At 43.5% G+C, this 18,635-nt stretch carries 14 protein-coding genes; 4 read left to right on the top strand and 10 right to left on the bottom strand.

Annotation, left to right across the window (positions count from 1 at the left end; genetic code table 11):
• The 5 genes from K7G75_RS06590 to K7G75_RS06570 form a co-directional block, all read right to left on the bottom strand.
• Nucleotides 1-960 (bottom strand): PKD domain-containing protein (locus K7G75_RS06590; protein ID WP_222983420.1); only part of this gene is annotated, 960 nt, incomplete at its 3' end.
• Nucleotides 961-982: 22 nt separating this feature from the next.
• Entirely contained in the window at nt 983-1,825 is an 843-nt protein-coding gene (locus K7G75_RS06585; protein ID WP_417950315.1) for a glycoside hydrolase family 16 protein, read from the bottom strand.
• A 41-nt stretch (nt 1,826-1,866) separates the two neighbouring features.
• Nucleotides 1,867-3,267, bottom strand: a complete 1,401-nt coding sequence (locus K7G75_RS06580) for a glycosyl hydrolase family 16 (protein ID WP_222983418.1) — start codon at nt 3,265-3,267, stop codon at nt 1,867-1,869.
• An 11-nt stretch (nt 3,268-3,278) separates the two neighbouring features.
• Nucleotides 3,279-6,464, bottom strand: a complete 3,186-nt coding sequence (locus K7G75_RS06575; protein ID WP_222983417.1) for a glycoside hydrolase family 2 TIM barrel-domain containing protein — start codon at nt 6,462-6,464, stop codon at nt 3,279-3,281.
• Nucleotides 6,465-6,811: 347 nt separating this feature from the next.
• Nucleotides 6,812-9,616 (bottom strand): helix-turn-helix and ligand-binding sensor domain-containing protein, encoded by a 2,805-nt coding sequence (locus tag K7G75_RS06570; RefSeq protein ID WP_222983416.1) that lies wholly within the window; start codon nt 9,614-9,616, stop codon nt 6,812-6,814.
• Nucleotides 9,617-9,858: 242 nt separating this feature from the next.
• On the opposite strand from K7G75_RS06570, the gene K7G75_RS06565 reads away from it, so the two are divergent.
• From K7G75_RS06565 to K7G75_RS06555, 3 genes are all read left to right on the top strand, one after another.
• Entirely contained in the window at nt 9,859-10,908 is a 1,050-nt protein-coding gene (locus tag K7G75_RS06565; RefSeq protein ID WP_222983415.1) for a helix-turn-helix domain-containing protein, read from the top strand.
• Nucleotides 10,909-11,024: 116 nt separating this feature from the next.
• On the top strand, nt 11,025-12,269 hold the full coding sequence (locus K7G75_RS06560) for an NTP/NDP exchange transporter (RefSeq protein WP_222983414.1): 1,245 nt from the start codon (nt 11,025-11,027) through the stop codon (nt 12,267-12,269).
• 1 nt (nt 12,270) lies between these two features.
• On the top strand, nt 12,271-13,200 hold the full coding sequence (locus tag K7G75_RS06555) for an aldo/keto reductase (protein WP_222983413.1): 930 nt from the start codon (nt 12,271-12,273) through the stop codon (nt 13,198-13,200).
• Nucleotides 13,201-13,274: 74 nt separating this feature from the next.
• On the opposite strand, the gene K7G75_RS06550 is transcribed toward K7G75_RS06555, so the two are convergent.
• From K7G75_RS06550 to K7G75_RS06530, 5 genes are all read right to left on the bottom strand, one after another.
• Nucleotides 13,275-13,988 carry a DUF4382 domain-containing protein gene (locus tag K7G75_RS06550; protein WP_222983412.1) on the bottom strand — a complete coding sequence of 238 codons (714 nt, stop codon included), beginning with the start codon at nt 13,986-13,988 and terminating at the stop codon, nt 13,275-13,277.
• 134 nt (nt 13,989-14,122) lie between these two features.
• Nucleotides 14,123-14,332: a YgaP family membrane protein gene (locus K7G75_RS06545; protein WP_222983411.1), complete on the bottom strand. Its 210-nt coding sequence runs from the start codon at nt 14,330-14,332 to the stop codon at nt 14,123-14,125.
• Between the two features lie 147 nt (nt 14,333-14,479).
• Complete coding sequence (locus K7G75_RS06540) at nt 14,480-15,112, bottom strand: Crp/Fnr family transcriptional regulator (RefSeq protein ID WP_222983410.1); 633 nt, start codon at nt 15,110-15,112, stop codon at nt 14,480-14,482.
• Nucleotides 15,113-15,253: 141 nt separating this feature from the next.
• Nucleotides 15,254-16,141 carry a hypothetical protein gene (locus tag K7G75_RS06535; protein WP_222983409.1) on the bottom strand — a complete coding sequence of 296 codons (888 nt, stop codon included), beginning with the start codon at nt 16,139-16,141 and terminating at the stop codon, nt 15,254-15,256.
• Nucleotides 16,142-16,158: 17 nt separating this feature from the next.
• The gene (locus K7G75_RS06530) at nt 16,159-17,958 is read right to left on the bottom strand and encodes a hypothetical protein (protein ID WP_222983408.1); all 1,800 of its coding nucleotides are present in this window, start codon (nt 17,956-17,958) and stop codon (nt 16,159-16,161) included.
• 117 nt (nt 17,959-18,075) lie between these two features.
• Here K7G75_RS06530 and K7G75_RS06525 point away from each other — a divergent pair, with 117 nt between their 5' ends.
• Nucleotides 18,076-18,600 carry an RNA polymerase sigma factor gene (locus K7G75_RS06525; protein ID WP_222983407.1) on the top strand — a complete coding sequence of 175 codons (525 nt, stop codon included), beginning with the start codon at nt 18,076-18,078 and terminating at the stop codon, nt 18,598-18,600.
• The last annotated feature ends 35 nt before the right edge of the window (nt 18,601-18,635 follow it).

Below are 18,635 nucleotides of genomic sequence, written 5' to 3'. Positions count from 1 at the left end.
GGTGCCCACACCGCCACCGAAGTTGGCGAATATGCTGTCATCGGCAGTTTCGAAGTCGTTGACCAGGTCTCCGCCACAGTCATCCAACGAACCGCCGCCGCCACCAGAATCAGATTCAGTTTGTTCAATGTTATCCACATAAAAAGTTCCCTCAACTCCAGGATCAGTATTGAAGCCAACAAATAATATCAATTTGCCGTATTGACCATCTGGAACCAGCGCTTGGCCATTTTGGGGATCATCTTGAATAAAACTGGCGACTCCATTGGTTGCAAAATCAAAACTTAGTGTTTCCCAACCTGAACCGGTATGGGTTGTTAAGACCTCAACATCTCGTGCTCCTGCAGCACCATCCTCAAACTTGACCAATACATCGATTGCTGTTGAGGCGAACAACTCCAATTGAATTGTCTTATCATCACCGCTGAAGTCCACAGCAGTTCCTAACGGGAATTGCACATTTTGGAATTGACCGCCACCGGTTTCCATTTGTCCAACATTGGTATCGTTTCCGTTGCCGGTTTCGGGGTTTGCCACTACTGAGAATCCGATGTTGTCGCCCACAATGTCGCCATAAGCCACATTGGTGCCATCAAAGTTTATTGGCAACGCCAATGGCGAGGGAGGTACTGGGATATTAATCGTGATTTCACTTTCAAAAGTACTGGAAGCTCCTGCAGTATTGGAAGCTGTAAGCACTACGGTATAGGTGCCGCTAGCTCCATAGGTTTTAACAGGATTTATCTCATTGGAGGTATCCCCATCACCAAAATCCCATTCATAGCTTGTAGCTTTTTCCGATATGTTTATGAACTCAACAGTACCAGTATCTTCATCCACGGTAAAGGTAAAGCTCGAAATCACCTGTGGCAACAATGCATTATCATCATTTTCACATCCTAAAAATAGGGCCAAGATGAATACGGATATCAGCTTGGATTTGTTAATTAACTGCTTCATAATCTTATAGTTAATAGTTAGTTTAATTTAATTCGTTATACTCATACACCCTCACATAGTCCACCAACATGGTTTGTGGAAATTCTGTCTCTGCGTTTGGAGAACCCACGAATGTTCCCCCTACGGCCAAATTCATTAATATGAAAAAGGGTTTATCAAACACCCATGTGCCTGTAACATCTTCAGGGGTGATTTGGTTGTAGAGCACATCATCCACATAAAAGTTGATGTATTCCGGTCCCCATTCTATTCCAAAAACATGAAAGCCCGTATCAAATCTATCGTTGGTCAGGGTATATTCTTTGGAAATTGCCTGTCCGCCAGAATATCCAGGGCCATGCACGCTCCCCACCAATATGGTAGGGTTTTGCCCACGGTATTCCATAATGTCGATTTCGCCAGCACCGGGCCACGGATTATCATCAATATCCGCTCCCAGCATCCAAAAAGCTGGCCATATTCCTTGCCCGTAGGGCAATCGAATTCTAGCTTCGAAACGACCGTACCGTTGTTCGAACTTATCTTTTGTAATCAGCCTTGCTGAAGTGTAATTGGACCCTTCGAAGGATTCTTGGTTCGCTGTTATCAATAAAATCCCGTTTTGGACCTTCACGTTCTCCGGTCTGTCGGTATAGTACTGCAGTTCCTGATTTCCCCAGCCATTTTCTCCAGTTCCAATATCGAATCCCCAAATGGAGCTATCTGGGGCACCATTGGTATCGAATTCATCGGACATGGTCAGTTGGGTAAAGGTGGCTACGGTCTGCGTATCATCGGTTTCACATCCGAAAAAGACCAATAAGCAAGCGACCAAAATATATTTGAGAGTTGCCAATGATGTTTTCTTTGTTTGTATACTTTTCATGTTCATATTCATTTTTTTTTGAAGTTGATTCCAATACCTGATCACTCAGTGTAGAAATATATATTGTCCAATATGAAGTTGGGGCCTCCCACCAAAATAAGTGCACCCAAATTATTTTTTTGAGAAGCGATATCCCCATCCAACGGAATATCGAACGATGTCCATTGACCCGCAGTAAGCCCCGTGAAAGTGAATCTTCGATCTCTATCATCCCCAATAGGAAGACCGGTGTTCACGTCGGTATTAATTTCTCCATTGGCTCCAATATCCCTTATCTGAATTTCAAACTCAGTCCCTGCTTGATCTACATAAACATCCACGTGCAAGAATGTTAGGCCTGAGGCATCTACTGTATTCCCGAAGATGATTCCTGAAAAGTTGTTATTGCTGTAATTTAAAATAGTGTTGTTATTCAGTGTATTGAATGAAAATTCGGTTGTTGAACCTCCAAATCCAGGGTTAAAGTTGCTTTCGGTTTCACTCACATAGGTGTCACTAAATATCGACTTTACATTTTCGGAAGGGCGGGTGGGTGTAGGTGCGGCCTGAAAATCACCTATGGAAGTTACTTCCAAGGAACCCTCTGCACGAACCCCTGCAATTATCGCGGAAATCGTTGCAGTCCCTGCTCCAATCACATTAACTTGCCCCAGTTCATTTACGGTTGCCACTCCATTGTCTGAAGATTCAAAACTATAGTAAGAGGGAGCTACGTCAATGGTTTGGTTAACGCCATTACCCAGGTTAAACGTTTGGGTAAGTCCTGTCACCGTAATTGTAGAACCAATAAAAGTCTGTTCCTGAAGTTCTTCTCCACCAAAAATGGCCGGCCTTGGCTGGGCAACAGTGCCCAATTTTTCAAATTTTACTTCGTCCAACCAAAGTACGTATCCACCCTCATCACCTTCAAAGGATGCTCCCTCAGCCAACCAAAGCAATCCTGTTTCACTGACCAATCTAGTAGCATCGGGTATAGGTATTACATATTTTTCCCATCGCGTGCTTACTGCCAGATTTCGGGCAGCAACTCGAAACTTGTTAGCCGTCTCTCCGTCAACACCGAATCCAATTTCATTGATGTCCGCTGCTTGGGAAGCTTTGGCGTAGAAAGTCAATGCATCAAAACTGGATAAGTCCCTCCTTGCCGTGGTGTTGAAAGTAGCACCCACAAAGCTATTGCCAAATGCCGGGACATCGAATCGCATGGAAGCTTCTCCATCGAATACTTCCTCGGTTTCCACACTAAAGGCCTGCGGATCTGCACCACCAAAAGGAAAATAGTCCAATCCAGCTGAAAAGGTATCAATGAAAACATCTCCGTTCGGAGGAAAGGTGGCGAACTCAACATCATCGGAAAAATCTCTTTCACAACTGTAGAAAGTAACAATCCCAATGCTTAAAAGTAGTATAAGGCGCAAGTTGATATATCTAGTATTTTTCATTTTTGAAACTTTTATTTCCCGATGTTGATGTGTATATATGTCATGATCTCCCATTCGTTACCGTTGTCAAAACCAACAGGACTAATTATGGGTTGATTGGCAAATTCCTCGGCCACATTGGGCAAATACCGTGGCGAAAATTCATTCAGGGAACGCCATATGCCACGTATGCCCACCTGTGTACTCGGTAAAATGAACCAATCTGGTTTTCCAAGGGTTGTGGATATATCCAACATCAACTGCACAGGATATGTCAAGTTGAAATCGCGATGGTAATCATACGGTCCCCAATCGTTTATTTTTTGCTCGTAGCGTAATTTGAAGTTTTTGTAAATCATTCGGATATCGCCACCAAAACGATTGATCAATCGTTGTGAGTCTCCATTGCCCTGTCCATTGCCATAGTAGAAATTTCCTATTATCCCCAAATCAGGTCCAAGCTTTGAGACCATTCTGGAGTGGACTTCCCACAAATCAACCGCAGGTGCAGAATTTGGAAAGGCAAAAAACTGTCTTTGAGCATTAAACCCAATGTGCGCATCCATAGTGGTGGGCAAATGGCGGTAGACAAAACCAAGGTTCATTGCGAACTTGGCATCCTCGGCTCTATCATTATCCCACTCATACATCCATGTTCCTGGTGTGGGATCATAGGTCAACAATATTTCACCGGCCGTAGTTTCTCGGTTTGCCCTAACCGCAAATGGGTCGTCAATAATATTTCTGAGCCTACCTGGCCCCTGAACATCTTGTGGCATGGCATCAACCAATGGTTTTTGCCACATGAAGTTGGGTGCAATTTGAAAATTGCCAGTCGCAAAAGTAAATCCGGACAATACATTGACCTGGTTACCGCTTCCGGTATCTCTCAATTTCCAACCGGTAAACGTCAAGGTCTGGTCTGCACCTCCATTGGCTATAAGCCCCATATAGGCCGTTTGACCGTACCAGTTGAATTTTCCTCCTTCATAGGTTACCTTGAATTTTCCTCCCCAGTTATCGGTTTCTTGGATTCTATCCTCAAACACCACATAGTTTCCGGGGGTTCCTCTGACATCTTGAAAGGCAATACCATTCAATGGACTACCAGCCCATACTCCACCAACTTCAAATCCGAACTTACCGAACTCTCTTTCAATGGCCAATGCCGCTCTTTCGGTGGGCCAAGGTGGAATCACCCCACTACGCAATTGGTTCACATCCAATTGTCTTCTACCGTTTTCATCCAGAACGACATCGGTTTCAAAATCCCTATGGTATATACCCGTGACATCAAACTTGCCAATATGGGTGCTGTATTTGAACAGCATCGTTGGATTGGCTCCCCACCATAATTGTGGACCTATGGCGGCCTTAAAACCTTTTAGTGGGCCTTTGCCATCGATTTCGGCACCCAATATCTCACCATTATATATATCCAAGTTGGGTCCATAATTGGCTTCTGGATAAAATCCGAAAAAGTCGCCTTCGTAGCCCCAATGATAGTGCCCGGTCCTATAGAATCCCCTTATATCAAATTCCTTGGCCTTCCACTCGAATTCGGCTTGGTACACCCGTATCCTATTTACATCCTGCACAAGCACGTTGCCCTGATCGGTATTGACCTCTATTGGCCGGGAATTATTCTCATAAAAAATCTCGTTGATGGGATTCTGTGCCACATTTCCAACTACGTTAAAGTTTACCTCGGCCCGCATGTTGGAGGCGGGATTGCCTTCTACCCCAACAAAATAAGATTGCATGTGATCAAAGCCCAACTGGTTTGGGAATGTGTTTGGGTCGTCAGGGTCGGCATTTTCCGGTGTCGTAATCAGACTACCACCTGTACTGAATGTGGAAAATCTTGCTGTTAAATTACTTATGCGAAGTAGGTTGCTCTGCTCGCCCTGCAAAGCGGCCTTATCTCCGCGTGCTTTCAGCACGGCTTCCATCAATTCTATATTATCAAAGTGGTTTTGAACAAATCCAAGGTCCACTCCTTCTGCATAAGGATTCAGTTGATGGGCTTCCTTCAACGCATAGTAGGCTGCACGGGGATATAGCTCATAGAGCCCCCTAGGGTTTGTTGCTCCCTTCGCACAGATTCCAAACCATTCCTCGTTCATATTGTTAGCACCGGGTTCTGCCAAATCCCTGGCATATCCTCCGTTTGACCATGACGCGTTGTTATCATGGACATCGGCATTCTCACGCTTGTCAAAACCAAACTTCCACCAGCCATCACTAAACTGGAAGGTGAAGCCTCCAATGGAATTACCAACTTTACCCAAGCCTTCGGCATTTTCATAAATTTCCTTCCAGTTGCCTACCATATAGTACGCCTGTGAGTATTGGTCTTCCTTATTTTCAACAGCATTGAATGCATCGGCTCCAAATTCGGTGAACATTACGGGTTTGTCCAGCTTGTCCTTCACCACTTGGAACATATCGCCAAATGATACACCGCGATAAGTGTTGGTGCCGTAGATATCGACATCCTTGCACTCTTCGGCAACAATATCAATGAAGAGCACATCACCATTACAAATAGCCACTGGATGCGATGCATCCAATTCCTTCATTTTTTTGGCCGCTTCATTCATCAAACGGTACATGGGCCGTCCCCTGCTTTCCCCTATAAATTGAATCCTTCCTTCATCATCCGGAAAGTCCTCGGTTTCGGCTCCCGCCCAAAACAGACCATAATTATTTTCGTTCCCGAGTAAATAGAGTAAAATTCCCGGGGTGTTTTTGTATTCATTGACCAATTGTTCAACTTCGGCCATTAAAAAGGCCGCGGTTTTGGGATCATCATAAATGGTCACTGGGGTCCATACCCCGTCCAAAGTCAATCCATACCGTCCGAAGGAATGGTTGAGCATGGTGTAGATTCCGTAATTCTCATAAATGTATTTGATCCACTTTGCGGGAACACCGGTGTATTGGCGTATAACATTCACGCCCATGTTCTTCAATAGGGACATTTCGGTGTCTAGTCCAGCCTTGATTATGTCATCCGACTTGTTCCAGAAATTTGCATTTACGGTATTGGTGCCAATGGGAATGTAGTCCCAGTTCATTCCATTGATCATGAAATCCTCTCCATTGACCACCAATTTTGTGCCCGTTTCCCCACTCACCACGGACACCTTTGCCGTTTGTGCGTGGACACTCATGCCAACCAATAAAAAAATCAGTACGTGCAGATAGTTTTTCATAGTAGTGTCTAGTTTTAGTTGAGTTCCCCTGTTGAGTTATTTCGGCTAACAATCCAATCAGAAATTGGTATTGTTTGTTAGAAAAAGTGCCCAACAGAATCTTACCTTACCGCTAAATGTGAAAAAACGACAAAAGCGGAACGTTAAACTTAACTTAAAGAACTATGAATTCCATAAAAAATACCTCAACAAAAAGTATACAGCTTAAAGAAATGTGATTTTTTTTGTGATATTGATATTTCTCCAGTTTTTATAGGGGATGCGTGAACTTACCATTCCATTTGTGCAACGGCGAAAAACTGGTTTGTATAGGTATTGTTTAGGTAAAAGTGAGAATCTGTATAGTGTTATAGCTTTAGTATATAGTCTACAAGATTGTCCTCATGGGCCAAATCCATCTTTTTTCGCAAACGATAGCGTTTAATTTCCACACTTCGAACGGAAATATTTAGCAAGGGCGCTATCTCTTTTGATGAAAGATTTAACCTCAAATATGCACACAATCGAACATCGTTCGGCGACAGGTTTGGGTGTGCCTTTTTCAACTTTTTCAAGAATCTCCGATCAGCATTGTTGAACGCTTCCTTGAACATTTCCCAGTCATCATTCTGGGTAAGATTCTTATCAATGACACGAATTATTGGTTTTACGGAGTCTTTATCCTCCACATTGGACACCAATTGCTCCTTCACTTTGGAAAGTAGCTCATTTTTTCTGATGATGCTAAGCGTGGAAGCCGCCAATTCGTTGCTTTTGCTCTTGAATTCTTCCTGAAGTTGTTCGTTTTTGATCTTGATGATCTCCTTTTCATTTTGGGCTTTGGCCAGCTCCATTTCCTGCTTATTTTGTTCAATTAGCTTATTCTGCTTTTTATGGTAGTGCCGTCTGTAGGAATTATGGACCATGATGATTCCCAAAGCAATAACCACTGCATATAAGATTAGAAACAAATTGGACAGGTACCAAGGCCGTTTTATGACGAACGAATAGGAAGCGACATTGCTCGATACCTTATCACCAATCTTTGCGCGTACCCTGAAGGTATAGTTCCCAGAGGGCAGGTTCTCAAAGGTTGCCGTGGATTCCTCTGACCAACCGCTCCAATTGTTGTAGATTCCCTGCAGCTGGAATTGATAATTGGTTTTCAGGTATTTGTTGTACTCTGCGGCAAAAAAAGAAATTTCCAGACTGTTTTCCTGGCTCTTAAAGCTTCCCTGCGCGTTCCTCGCCACCAAGGATTTGGTATTGCCTTTTTTGTCCATTTTTAACACGTCACCAATGTTGACAACAAATTCCGGTTCTTCAAAATGGTCAATATCCATGATCAGATACCCCGAACTACTACCTATCAAATGGTTCCCGCCTTCGGGAAGTCCAGTAACATTTTCATAACCTACAATGTCGTTTCTCATTTCCTCCTTCAAGGGCACCGACCTCACTATTGGCGTACTGGCCAATTTTCCCTGGGAAATTATAGCTATGTCATCATTGGTGAATATCCAGAGATGGTCTTCCCCTTCATCCAAAATCATCTTCCCGGATACATAGTTACTTTCTTGGTAGGCATTGCTCAAAACACTGTCCCTAATAAACCTGTCCGAGGCTTCCTCATATTTTAGTACACCTTTTTTATAGGCATACAGCAGTTCTCCATTATATTTTATGATTCCCGTATTGGAGCCCCTAATGGTTGTATCCAAAACGATATCGCTCGCCTTTTGGTAATTACTGTCCACTTTCATTTTGAAGATTCCCTTGTATTCATGGTTCACAAAAATCCGCTCTCCAAGCACTTCAAAATATCTTGATGAATGGTCAAAACCATCGATCTTGTTCCGCATTTTCCACGCTTCTCCTGATCTTTCAAGAACGTAAAGCCCATCATAGTTTCCTTGCAGCAACCAATTCGGTTTCTCCGGTACACGCCCGATTTTCCATGTGCCCTCGGCATTGGCAATCTGCTTGACGCTATTCCCCTCAACAACAAAGGTTCCCCGATGATGACAGCAAAAGAGGGTGCCATCTATAGTGTTCAAGGACCACACCTGCCCTTGGGTGCCCTTTATCAATTGAAAATCTTCCGTACTGTCAATGGGCTTATAGAAGAGCCCTTGATTGGTTCCAAGATAGAGTAGCCCATCCTTCACGGTAGAAGCGTAAATGCTTCCCACAACACCCTTATTATCATAAAAAACACGGATAGGGGATTTCAGGTTCAAATAGCTCACCCCATTGTCCAATCCCAACCAAATATTCCCATCGGCATCCTCCATGAGGGACAGTACGGTATTGTTTCTCAGCCCCCTGATCTGATCTATATGTTGCAGTAAGGATCCATTTTCATCAAGATGGACCAAACCATGGGAAATGGTCCCCAAAGCCAAACTGTTGTCTTCCAATCGGATGGCACTATACGTGCTTACCTTGGGCGAAAGCGTATCCAAACTGGACTGCCATGGCTCCACAGCTCCATCTTGGGCACTGAAAAGCCCATTGTTGCGGGTAACCAGCAAAAGATCATCCTCGCGTTGGAACATATTGATGACCTCATCCTTGACCAAGGGGTCGCCACCATAAACCAAAATGGGCAGCCCATTTTCAATCTTGTAGATTCCCTTGTTACTTTTTTGAAAATAAATGCTCCCACCTACCTGGAACATGCGAAACAAGGTGGTCTCAGAATCGATGGTATTGAAAGTGGCATCCTCGGTGTTGTACACATATATCCTGTTCAACGATTGGAACAAGATCCATTTATCCATGTGAAAAATGCCCCAAAATTCCTCATCCTCAATTAAGTTCTTCTTTATTTGCTCCGAAAGCGAGGTGTATACCAGCCGTCCCAAATTGTCCTGCGTCCAATAGCCGAACTCCATGTAGCAGCCCGTGTATATTTTGTCGCCAACCACTTTCACGGACCTTATTATGGTTCCATTGGGTGAGGGAAACAGGGTCCACTTTGCACCATTGTATTCAAGAAGCCCCTTGCTATTGGCAATATATATGAGCTTTTCTCTGGACTGGGATATGGCCCAATTCTGGTTTTCCGCTTGGTATTCCGAAGGCGCGTAGTTTTGGATGGGTGGAAGCTCTTGACCAAAAAGGCCAAAAGACAATAAAAAGAAAAAACAGAAAATACCTTTTAATTCCATTGTTCTTGAAGATTCTTGTTCATAAGATAGAACCTTTTTTCAGAATAACACAAAACGGGCGTGATAGAAGCATCCATAAAAGCACTATGTCCACATTACTATGATAAACTTGTGCCAATGCCGTGGACATTTAAATACTTTCAAAAGCGTCACGACCCCCAATTAGCCTTGCATCAATGTGAAATGGGATTTTTAAAGAATAAATTATCTAAATTTAACCTTTGAGCCAATCTGGTCGATCCATGCATGTTTTAAAAATCAACAAAGAAATTGAGCTATTGATTGCCGTGGTCGCTGCGGTGCAGGGGTTTTATCTTTCCATTATTTCCTATATCTCGCGAAAAAAAAACCCTTCGGGCTTATTGCTCAGCATTGTGTTCTTCAGCGTTACATTGAGAATAGCCAAATCCCTACTGTGGGTCTATGTGGATGCATTAGAGCTATGGATATTGAATCTTGGGTTCCTTGCACACTCCGTTTATGGCCCTTCGCTATTCCTATATATATATTGCGAACTATTCAGAAAAAAATGGAAACGTGTATTCCTGTTCCATTTTGTACCCTCACTGTTTTTGTTGCTGACGGTTTCCAACCTTACCTTGGACGGGTTTTGGTACACTTTTGGGTATTCCGCACTGCTTGTGCATCAAGCGGTGTATATTTTGGGAACTTGGGTTTTGTTCTTTATGGCGCTCCGTAGTGGAGATTGGAGCCAAACCATTGAAAAGGAACGAAAGTATTGGTACCTATTGTTGTTGGTAGGAGGGTTTTTACTGCAATTTGCCTATTTCTCGAATTATATGCTGGGACTGACACCTTATCTTTTGGGGCCCATGATCTATGCGCTGTTTTTGTTCGCAAGCAGCATTTTTGTGTTCAAATATCCGCAGGTGTTGAACGTAGGCAAGGGGAATCAAACCATTCAGATGACCCCGGAAGAAACAGAACAGCTGACTGCAGGGCTATTGGAATATATGACAAAGGGGCAGCCATTCTTGAACCCAGATTGCACCCTTGGCAGCTTATCCAAGCAAATGAACATACAACCCTACAAATTGTCCTACCTAATAAACAAGGAGTTTGGTCAGAATTTTTCAAGTTTCCTGAACGCCTATCGCATTGAAAAGGCAAAGGAAATGCTGGTGGATGCAAATTATGAGAGCTTAAAGATTGCCGCCATTGCCTATGAGTGTGGGTTTAACTCGCTTTCATCCTTTAACCAGGCATTTAAGAAGGCCACCGCGCAAACCCCATCAGAATTCCGCAATGCCAGCGAGGGGACAGATTTATAAATCCGTCAGCCTCATTTCCAAATCAAAAAGATTATTGCCTTCAGCCTCGTCATATTTGAATCATGGCAAACGCCTTGTGATTCAAATCAGTGGATATCCTAGAGAAAATATTGTTCGTGAAACGTGGGGAACGGAGCGCCGTTCTGCTTTCCTTTTTGTTTTTCTTCAGTCTGCTTTGTGCCTATTTCATACTAAGGCCCATTCGGGATGAAATGGGCATAAAAAATGGTGCGGAAAACATGCAATGGCTCTTTACAGGCACTTTTTTGGTAATGATTGCCATTGTTCCCATTTTTGGACTTTTAAACCAAAGATTTACTCCATTTCGGTTGCTGCTTTTTTGCTACAGCTTCTTTCTTCTTAACATTTTGGGCTTTTATGGCCTCTTCCGCTTGGGAATCGGCATGCATTGGTTGCCCACGATTTTCTTTATATGGATCAGCGTCTTTAACCTGTTTGCGGTCTCTCTTTTTTGGAGCTTGATGGCGGATTTGTTTTCCAGCCTTTCCTCAAAACGAATATTTGGTGTGATTGCCTCGGGTGGCAGTTTGGGTGCTTTGGCCGGGCCACTGTTATCCAATTATCTCTCCCACCGCTTGGACTTTATGGAAATGCTCCTCGTGGCAGGTTGCTTTCTTATGATTGGAATGGTTTGCATGGCCGGACTATTTGTTATTGGCAAGGCCAAACTTTTGAAAAGCGCCCGAAACGCCCATAAAAAGTTGAGTCTTCCCAACAAAGGTCTGTTTTACGCTATCAGCAGTACCTTTAAATCCAATTACCTATTGGGGATTGCAACCTTTGTGCTATTGTACACGTCCGTTTCAACGTTCTTGTATTTTGAACAGGCCCATGTATTGGAAATTTCGGGTTTGACCAGCAATGAAAGAATGTCCTACTTCTCCCAAGTGGATTTTGCCACCAACGCATTGGCCATAGCGGGCCAATTGTTCTTTACCGCACGCATCATTAAAAAAATTGGATTGCCTTTCACCATGGCCGTAATTCCACTTTTGGTTGCAAGCGGTTTGTTTGTGATGGGCTTTAAACTATCCCTGGTGATGATAGCCATATTGCTAATTTTGCATAGGGCGGGAAATTTTTTCCTATTACGCCCAAGCAAGGAAATCCTGTTTACGGTTACTCCCCATGACCATAAATACAGGTCCAAAAATTTCATAGACACCGCTATATACAGGGGAGGTGATGCCATGACTGGATGGCTCTTTGCTGGGCTTACCGCCTTGGGATTCGGCCTGTCAACAATGGCCCTGGTCGCTGTTCCGTTGGCACTTTTATGGTCGTACAATGGACTTAGATTAGGATGGGAGCATTCAAAAAAAGAAGTAAAAGACAATTGATATGGATATAATTAAATCACGCAGGGAAACAATGAAAGTGTTTGGATTGGGAGCCGCAAGCCTCTTCATGCCCATCCACATTGTGGATGATTTCCTTTCCGGTAAAATGCTCCACAGAGCCATTCCCTCTTCCAAGGAACAAATTCCCGTGGTAGGTTTGGGAACCTGGCAGACTTTTGATGTCGGATATGCGCAGGAACAACGGAATGTTTTGTTGGAGGTGTTGAAAAAAATGCACGATCAAGGGGGAAAGGTGATAGATTCCTCCCCAATGTATGGAAATTCCGAATCCGTGGTCGGCGATCTGACCCAGCAAACGGGATATCCCAATCATTTTTTTTATGCGACAAAAGTGTGGACCCAAGGCAAGGAAGCGGGCCGGCATCAAATTAGAAATTCCATGGCCGAAATGGGAAGAAAACAGATGGATTTGATACAGATACACAATTTGATGGATTTCCAGACGCATGTAAAAACACTTCGAACGTTAAAGGACGAAAAGATTATCCGGTATTGGGGCATAACGCATTATGTGGATAGCGCCCACGAACGATTGGCATCGGTTATTAAGGATGAACGGCCCGACTTTGTCCAGTTCAACTATTCCATTGGTTCACGGAATGCCGAAAAATCACTTCTGGACATAGCCGCAAAATACGGCACTGCTGTTTTGATCAACCGACCGTTTGAAGGAGGGTCGTTGTTCCGTCTTACCAGGAACAAGCCATTGCCAAATTGGTGCGACGAATTGGAAATACGGAGTTGGGGACAGTACTTTTTAAAATTTATCCTGTCGCACAAAGCGGTTACCTGCGTAATTCCCGGAACCTCCAAATCCCATCATGCGTTGGACAACATGATGGCAGGTCATGGCACTATGCCCGATGAAAAAATGCGTGAAAGGATGTACGACCATCTCAAAATGTTATAATCAAAATTCGTTATAAAAAAACATCCATGACTAACCTCTGTCATGGATGTTCAAACGAAACTTACGTATATCCACTACTGATTTATTAAATCAGCCGTTTCTTTGATGTTGTCTTTCAGGTCTTTGGCAATCAATTGGTTACCATCATCATCGTTGGGGAAAATTTCGATGATCCCATTTTCATTGCCATCCACAGCAAGGCTTAAATCTATTTCCTTTAATGAACTAAGAAACTGTGACATGCTGAACGTTACCGTGAAATCAATGACCCCACCAGCTACCTGAACACCAGTGCTTCTGCCCACATCGAGGTTTTCGCTGGTATCGTGCCAGAACACAAAGGGCACATCGTTTATGGTTCCTTCTATATAGATGGACCGATCAAAAAGATCATCTGTGGCAGGCAGGTCCTCATCCTTATGAAATTTAAAACGAAGTTCTTTGTAGGTTCCATCTGGAACTACAACGTCCCCAATGGTCTGCGTAATGGCATCCCCTCCGTTCAATAGGTCAATTTGGTAGGGGCCCCGAAACTGTATCTCATCGGTATCAAGGTTGCTATTGGGGTCATCATCATTCTTGAACACCACATCCCTGATGGAAATGCGAAAATCGGTAAAAACAACATTGGCATTGTTCTTTTGTTCAAGGTTAACCGATTTGGCACTTGCGCCTACTGCGTTGGTGGCCCCAACCTTAAGGCGGATCCTGCTTTCATCCATATCATCACTTGAACAGCTGGCAACGAGTAGGCCAATTGCAATACTAAATAAAACTGAATGCTTCATAACAATAAATTTGATTACTTGTAAGATTTGGAATTTTCCTTTGTATATATAACAATCCAACGTCAAGAAATCCTGATAAAAAATAAAAAAAAGAGCGATAAATCGCTCTTTTACAATGCATTGCAATCGAAAGGTCACTTCTTTTTCATTGCACAAGTGCTGATTCCGAAGGGGGCGTACAAGGGACAAAAACTCACAAAACTGGTGAGTACAAAAACGCCTGCCAGGACTAGGAGCACCATTCCCAAAGTGCCGCCAACGATTCCGGTAAAATAGAGTATGGCAATTACGGCTGCCAAAATAAAACGAATGATTCGGTCCGCGGACCCCATATTTTTTTTCATGATACAAAACTTTGGTTAAACACAATTATGGATGGTAAGGTGCCGTGGTGATGAATTATTTTAACAAAACCACTATTGACCACTTCTGCTCCATATCTCTTTCCATTCAAAGGTAAATAGAGCAAATGGGATGCGCAGTGACTTTGGTCACAGGTCCAACACTTGAATTTTGTTGCCGAGCTGTTTTACCATGCCTGCTCCCTCGAGTTTTTTCAGGACCCTACTGATAACTTCCCGAACGGTTCCAATTTCATTGGCTAGCTGTTGGTGTGATATTTGCAACGGATTTTCATTTTTCAGCTGCACCTTGTCCCTTAGATGTTCGTACAATCGCTTATCGATTTTGTCGAAAAGAACATGCTGGATCGTATCCAAAAGTTCGGCATACCGGCCTTTGTATTGTTGAAAGAAGAAGTTGTTCACATTGGGATGCTCCTTCACAAGTTCGTCCAATGCGTTCACGGGAACCAGAATGGCCTCGGTATCCTCTTCCGTGATAGCAAAAACATGGCTGGGCTCATTATTGATGCTTGCAGAAAAGGACATAATGCAACTCTCATTGGGCTGGATGTAATAGAGCAAAAGTTCCCTGTCCTCGTAACGCGTGAACACTTTGATAAGCCCACTTTGTACAAAAGGGACAACTTTTACGTACTGCCCCTCACGCAGGATTTCCGTGCCCTTTGCAATTTTTTTAAGCGTTCCAACCTCGGCAATCTTTAGAAAAAGTTTTTCAAAATTGGATGGACTTGCCATATTGTTCCCGTTCACAGTTTTCATAGTTTTTAACCCGCTGCATTAAATATAAAAAAACCGTCCCAACAAATATATTGGGACGGTCCGCCAACCTTCTTTTCCATAGCAGGGGAAACTTTCCATCATCTTGGATGGGGTTGGGCAATATATATAGATTGAGTTCTCCTATTTTTCAAAAGTCAACAAATCTATGTCGCCATCTCCGCCACTCTCGTGTATCAGCTCAATTTTATTGGCAGAATATGAAACAATGTTCCAATCTTCCGTGAGCTCGGCAAAGTCGGCCGGAGCGGCAAAAAATATGTTGAAATCTATTTCACCCGTGGTCTGCCCTCCATTGAAGTTGCCAAGCGTGCAACCATTTCTGAAACGGAGGCGGTCTTCGCCATTGATCCTTAGATCTACGTTGGATTCCCCGTTGTAAAGCTCAATTTCATGCAGGGTCCATGTATCTGGGATGTCGGACAAGTCGGCTATTGCCAAGACAACTTGAATGTTATTTCCACTACCGGTAGCTTCCCAAGTACCCGAAAAAGTATCTGAACCCGTGGTGATCGTAATGCTTCCATCCGAAGAAAAATTGAAATCGTATCCAGTGAAGGCGGCTTCCAAATCCGCATCGCCCCGTTCCAATTTTTCCACAAACCAATCGGAACAACCTGTCAACACCTCAGTGAGCTGTTCCACGGTACAACCACTACAATCATTATCTAGATTGCTATTGGAGCTATCATCGTTGGAGTCGTCACTGGAGTCATCATCTATGGTCACCGACCAGGTGCCCGTTACGGTGGTACTTCCATTGTCCGCTACCAAACTCCCATCTTCATTGAAGGTGAAACCATAGCCATTAAAGTCGGCTGTTTCGTTTTTACCGGAATCCACAAAGTTTGTGACCGTCCAAGTAGCTGAGGTAGCGGTGTTGGTTATCTCCTCCACATCGGCCTGCAGCTGGGCAAGGTTTCCATTATCATCGTTTTCACTATCCGTGGAGCAAGCACCGATCAATAGGATGGCAGCCAAAGTTCCCAGGTTTAAAATGTATTTTTTCATGGTATTCTTATTTGTGTTTATTGTTTAGTAAAGATTAGAGTGTCGGTTCCTCCACCTCCGCCACTAACGTCGCGAAGCTCGAGTTGGGTATCGGTAACTGAAATAACATCCCAGTCGTCGTTAAATTCATCCAAGGGCATTGCAGCGCCAAAATCCAGTACAAACTTGTTGTCCCCATTTTGGACCGACCATGTGCCATTGGTTATACTGCCATTGTCGGCAACCACTGTTCCACTACCATCAAAATTAAAAGTGAATGCACTGAAGTTGGCAGTCTCATCGATCCCGTCATCCAAATAGGAGGAAATGGTCCAAGTACCATCCACTATGATCGTGCTTAGGTCCACACCTCCATTGCCATTGCTTGATGGATTTCGTTCAAAAGTTAGGAAATCGGTAGTGCCATCTCCCCCACTTATGTCCTTTAACCGGATGATATCATTGGTGGCCTCCAAAACATCCCAATCCTCCATTAGCTCGTCGAATGGAACATTCATGCCGAAATTCAGGTTCAACTCAAGGTCCGTTTCGTCGCCTGACCCTGTGGCCCATGTTCCATTGGTAATGGTCCCTGCATTATTGGCCGTGGCAGAACCATCATCGGCAAAGTTGAAAACCATGCCATCAAAGAGTGCAGTTTCATCCACATCGTCGAAATAGTTGGTCACATACCAGTCCCCTGTGGTCAATACCTGGATCAAGGCAGTGTCATCCACACCTACCGTTCCGCCACCTCCGCTGGAGGCACAGTTGGTCCTGAACCGTAGGCGGTCATCACCCAATCGTAGGTCCACATCACTTTCCGATGAGTTTTGCTCTATTTCATGTAAGTTCCAAGTGGCATTGAAATCGGTCAGGTTTGGGATATTGACCACTACGGCAATACTGTTGCCGGAACCGCTGGTCTCCCAAGTGCCAGAAAATGAATCGGTGCTGGATACCGCACTAAGGGTTCCATCTACAAGGAAATTGAATGAATATCCGGTGTAAAGATCTTCCAAGTCTTGGTCGTTACGCTCCAATTTATCAACCCACCAGTCGGAACAACCGGTCAGCACATCAGAAAGTTGATCTGTGGTGCAATTGTCACAATCATCATCATTAAAATCGTTGTCATCATCCTCATCACAATCGTCCTTGGCATTTTCCAGAATATTCTCCAAATCGTCCAAATTGGAAGCTTGCACTTCTGTACCATCAAATAGAATGACAGTGATTGGGAAATTCACATTTACAATATCATCCTCATCCAAATCATCGATAAACTTATAGAGCTGCTCATCGCTGGACAACGAAATGGTGTCTATGATCTCATTGTTGGAATTAAAAACAGAGGCTGTAACAGGATACTTGATATCGGCACATTCAATGTCGTCGTCAATCTCGTTCTCGCCGGAACAATCATCGGTGAAGCTTTCCAATTCATCTTGATCGGCAATCACCACCTCGGAAAAGTCATTCAGGATAATAGTGATGGGAAACACAATTTCAAGGACATCATCGTCGTCATCAAATTCATCGAAAATGTCCTCGATGGTATCAAAATCGGATTGGGAATCAACAATAATCTCCAACCCATCCACCATCACGGTAACGGGAAGTTCAATAGATATACAACTTGCATTGTCTATGATATTGTCATCGGACCCATCTTTGGCGGCTGTGTTCCGCAAAAGACCAGCTATGCTGGAGTTGGCCTCAAGGGTTTCTCCCGGAGGTGATTCTATAAGTACGGATTCCTCTTCCCGGCAAGAGGTCGCAAACATGGCCAGGGCCAAAATCAATAATAAGAATAAGCGTTTCCAAATTTCTTTCATAGCATTTACGTTTTTGTTCACAAGTGTTTGACTATAAAACAACACAGCCTTAAAAATTCCTGAAAAAAAAATAAAAACTTTGATTTTGTACATTTGGGTTGAACCAAACTGAACCATTTGAAGCGCGAATTGCATAAGGATGTCTGTGAAGAAACCGTATTTGCCGGTCTCTATGAAAGGCTCTCGCAAAACCTCCACGACTATCTATACTATAAGTATGGGGATAGACTTAATCCCAGTGACAAGATCCAAGAGGCGTTCATAAAGCTCTGGGAAAATTGCAAGAAGGTCACCGTTGATAAGGCCAAATCCTTTTTGTATACCGTTGCCAATAATTTGATGCTCAACGAAGTGAAACATCAAAAGGTAGTATTAAAATACCAATCCCTCAATCCGAAACATCAAACCAATGAATCTCCTGAATTCTTGATGGAGCAGGAAGAATACTATAAAAAATACCAAGAGGTGCTCGCCGGATTGACGGAAGAGCAGAGAACGGCCTTCCTGTTGAACAAGGTTGAAGGAAAAAAACACGAGGAAATTGCCGAAATGCTTGGGGTAACCAGAAAGGTGGTGGAGTATCGAATTTACAGTGCTTTCAATGTGCTGAGAACAGAATTGGAAAGTTTTAAGATAAAATAGTCAGGAAAAAATACCTTTAAGTTGTTATATAGGCA

Origin of the sequence: Flagellimonas meishanensis (genome assembly GCF_019880545.1) — a bacterium.
GTDB classification, from domain to species: domain Bacteria; phylum Bacteroidota; class Bacteroidia; order Flavobacteriales; family Flavobacteriaceae; genus Flagellimonas; species Flagellimonas meishanensis.
The sequence above is the reverse complement of the archived record's forward strand: the minus strand, read 5'-3'. Positions and strand labels throughout refer to the sequence as shown.

Coding starts and splice junctions, on each gene's coding strand:
- K7G75_RS06585 (WP_417950315.1), bottom strand. CDS start 1,825: ATGAAAAGTATACAAACAAAGAAAACATCATTGGCAACTCTCAAATAT.
- K7G75_RS06580 (WP_222983418.1), bottom strand. CDS start 3,267: ATGAAAAATACTAGATATATCAACTTGCGCCTTATACTACTTTTAAGC.
- K7G75_RS06575 (WP_222983417.1), bottom strand. CDS start 6,464: ATGAAAAACTATCTGCACGTACTGATTTTTTTATTGGTTGGCATGAGT.
- K7G75_RS06570 (WP_222983416.1), bottom strand. CDS start 9,616: ATGGAATTAAAAGGTATTTTCTGTTTTTTCTTTTTATTGTCTTTTGGC.
- K7G75_RS06565 (WP_222983415.1), top strand. CDS start 9,859: ATGCATGTTTTAAAAATCAACAAAGAAATTGAGCTATTGATTGCCGTG.
- K7G75_RS06555 (WP_222983413.1), top strand. CDS start 12,271: ATGGATATAATTAAATCACGCAGGGAAACAATGAAAGTGTTTGGATTG.
- K7G75_RS06550 (WP_222983412.1), bottom strand. CDS start 13,988: ATGAAGCATTCAGTTTTATTTAGTATTGCAATTGGCCTACTCGTTGCC.
- K7G75_RS06545 (WP_222983411.1), bottom strand. CDS start 14,332: ATGAAAAAAAATATGGGGTCCGCGGACCGAATCATTCGTTTTATTTTG.
- K7G75_RS06540 (WP_222983410.1), bottom strand. CDS start 15,112: ATGAAAACTGTGAACGGGAACAATATGGCAAGTCCATCCAATTTTGAA.
- K7G75_RS06535 (WP_222983409.1), bottom strand. CDS start 16,141: ATGAAAAAATACATTTTAAACCTGGGAACTTTGGCTGCCATCCTATTG.
- K7G75_RS06530 (WP_222983408.1), bottom strand. CDS start 17,958: ATGAAAGAAATTTGGAAACGCTTATTCTTATTATTGATTTTGGCCCTG.